Genomic DNA, 3,224 nt, shown 5'->3' with positions numbered 1-3,224 from the left:
TTTTATCAGCCATAGCATCAAACCTCAGTTCCCAGTATGTATGCCGTAAGATTCTGCTGGAAAATGAAATGAGCAGCCTTTCAGGGATATAATAGTTATGTGCTATTGTGTCTGCTGCAAGGTGTGAGAGATAACCATAGGCAAATGCCTTTTGCGATGGGTTGGAAGCCTTTTTGAGGACTTTTAATCCGACCTTCCAGTTGTGGCAGTGTTTAAGTTCCTCTGTCAGATTTTTTGCTACTACAATATCAGCACTAATGTTTCCATATAGAAAATCATGCGGAAATTTTGACAGCAATTCCCTTATATGTGGTGCGAGTAATCTCAGACTATCAAGTATATCCCTGCCAATTTCCAGATGTGTTGCAGGTCCCCATGCCCATGCATATTCAGGAATTAAGATTATAAAAACCATCAACAAGACAACTGATAAAATCATGCAATTGATATTACTTCAAAATGCAAGTATTGTAAAGTCTGTCAGGGACAGCATATATGCTTATGACAATGGAGGATGTCCCTGAAAAGCATAAGGTCAAAGAACTCTCCCTTGCTGTATGAAAAGAAAAAACTTGCTTAAAAAGTTAAATGATCCCGGATGCATTCTCATTAGACATGGGAAAATAAACGCAAATAAACGGGACCGAAATAAACGCGAAATAAACGGGACAGATTTATTTTCCACCTTTCTTCGGTCTCCCTTGTCCTCGTCTTTCAATTCGTCTGCCGAAAAAATGGGAAAAAATGGGGACGGAAAAATGGGGACAGCGACCGCTTTTATTTTTCTTTTAGAGGTCTGCCCTTGTCATAGCCTTTAACTTGCGTCTAAGAAGTCCCTTTATAGTTTGTATAAAAGCATCATCCCCACCGGGACATCCTGCCGTCCACTTTATTCCAACAACTCTTGCAATTCGTGATATGCAAAATAAGTATCACCAATGTTTTTCGTTTTACTGCCCTATAAAATAGGATAAGTTTTTTGATTTAAAACTCATATCTCAATTGCAGATAGATATTGTCATTCTGAGCCAGTTGTCCGAACTGGCTCCATTCTTCGCCGCCGCCAAATATATTCCATCCTATTGCAGCCCATACATTGTCTGAGAAATTATATTTGAGCTCCGGATTCAGCATATAGTCGCCATCAGAAGGACTGTAAAAGGAAAAGAGCGATAGTTTTAAGGTCTGATGCATTAGAAATTGTGTAAGCCTTATTGTTGCAAGTTGATAAAATCTTTTGTCTCTTGGAAGTCCTGCGGGCTGATTCTCTTTGTAATCTGAATAGTCATGCATATATTCCCCATAGTATTGAAGCCCTGCTGTGAAGTCTTCCCATATCTGTCTTTGATAGCCAATGAGAAATCTTGTCTGGGAATTGGGAACTGTCCAATCTGTGCCAGACCTGTCCTCTCTTGAGTCATAATGTCCAGCCTCAAGGCTTAAAACCCCGTCAAGCATCCTGCCCTGCAAACTTGCCCCATAAACTGATACTTCAGGGTAGAAAAGGGTGATTTTAGTCGTGTTATTAAGATTGTCAGGGAGCATATAGGGCTTGCGGAAATAGCCGCGATAAAAATATACTGATGCATCAAAGCCGGCAATGTCCCTGTAAGCCCTTAAGGCAAATTCAGTATTTTTAAAGGCTGTTTGAGGCTCATTCTCTTCCCTGTTTGTAACCGTAGGCATTGGGTCAAACATGTAGAATCTTTTTGGAGCAGGGTAATTGTTGGATTCAAAGAATGGAATAACAATAATCTCAAATGAGGCAAACTCAGGATAAACGCCGACCTTTATTCCATCTATCCCTTTCTTTAGATATTCCAAAGGTCTTCCTGAAAAGAACGCCTCATAATCCTTTGGGAACACATCATTTATAAATATCAAATCCCCCAGCCCCCATGTAATGATTTGTCTGCCGAGCCTCAAGTCCCACTTGCTTGCTGTGTAGTCTATGTAGGTTTCCCTTAATTCTAGTTCAGAGTCTTCATCTATATGGTCATAAGAAGCGTCTGCTTTTATGAACAATCTAAATTGCTCTTTTGCTGCGTCAATCTTTAATTGAATCCTCTCCTCTCCCCATTTGAAATCGCCTCCATCAGGGTTTTCAGTTGTGCTGTAGGAATAATTTCCTTGAAGGAAACCGTGGATGGAAATATCAGATGCCATTGCATGAAATGGAAAAAGAAGCGAGATGGTCATTGCCATGAAACCTGTCCCTGCAAGTTTTAAGCAGGGAACGGGAATCCAGAAATACAGCAATTCAGAAGAGCCAAAAATACTGGATTCCTGCATTCGCAGGAATGACAACTTGAGAGATATTTTTGTCTTCATTCAATCCACTTTTTCAGAGGCTGTTTAAGAAATCTCTCTGAAAAGAGGCTGTCTTCAATCCCAATGTTATAATCTGATTTTATGTATGCAACCTCTGTGGAGTGTCCACTCTGGAGGTTTTTCATAGTCCGCTTTGCGATAGTCGGAAATCCTTTTACATCCTTAATCTCATCCGCAGAGAACACCTTATATAGTTCACCCTTCCGGTCATAGTATTCCTCTTTTATTGGCAGGAAATGTGTCTTGTCAATCCATGAGAGTTTATAACTGTAATCCACATCCCCTCTCTTTGGGGCGCTTTTTATTACATAACAGTCATTTTCTCCAATCTTCTCTTCCTTAACAATGGTATGGTTATCATCCTCTATATCCCTGCCGGAAATATCCTCGTATGTGAAATCAGAGCCGACAAAACTGGATGTCTTATCCTGCGCCGCGATCCTTCTTACCATGTTTATTGCAGGCACAAAGAGCCATCTGTCATCATCCTTTGCCGGATACTTATAAACCATGAAGGTCATATCCTTAACATCCGCAGGCTGAAAGAAATACATGAAGAACTTCTGGTCGCCGCCGGATTCGCCATAGTTTTTTCTCAGCATTTTAAGTTCCCTGAGCCTTTCCTTACCTCCCTTGCTTATTAGTTTCATTATTACCCTTGCCTTAAAATCCTTGCCCTGATAATGGAATGCCGCCTGAGATTTTTTGACCACTTCATCCCCTGTTTGAGCAGATGCATTGAAAGGCAAAATCATTATAAATATAAGCAGCAGATACCTAACCATCTTTGTCCCTCCTTTTGAAAATCTTTTTTTTAAAACCATCTCCATAGTCACCACTTTTCAATCGCTACCTTCCCCCAGTGCCAATGTCTTCCTGGTTTTTTCAGGGTT

At 40.5% G+C, this 3,224-nt stretch carries 3 protein-coding genes; all 3 read right to left on the bottom strand.

Annotated elements, in window-relative coordinates; all coding sequences use genetic code 11:
- Positions 1-439: zinc dependent phospholipase C family protein (locus HZC45_07885; protein ID MBI5683067.1), on the bottom strand; the 439-nt coding region annotated here is incomplete at its 3' end.
- 545 nt (positions 440-984) lie between these two features.
- Complete coding sequence (locus HZC45_07880; GenBank protein MBI5683066.1) at positions 985-2,331, bottom strand: hypothetical protein; 1,347 nt, start codon at positions 2,329-2,331, stop codon at positions 985-987.
- A complete protein-coding gene (locus HZC45_07875; GenBank protein MBI5683065.1) occupies positions 2,328-3,116 on the bottom strand; it encodes an outer membrane lipoprotein-sorting protein in 789 nt (262 codons plus the stop codon). The genes HZC45_07880 and HZC45_07875 overlap by 4 nt, the downstream gene beginning before the upstream one ends.
- Positions 3,117-3,224: the final 108 nt, after the last annotated feature.

The organism is Deltaproteobacteria bacterium (assembly GCA_016223005.1).
GTDB lineage: Bacteria > Desulfobacterota > GWC2-55-46 > UBA9637 > GWC2-42-11 > JACRPW01.
The sequence above is the reverse complement of the archived record's forward strand: the minus strand, read 5'-3'. Positions and strand labels throughout refer to the sequence as shown.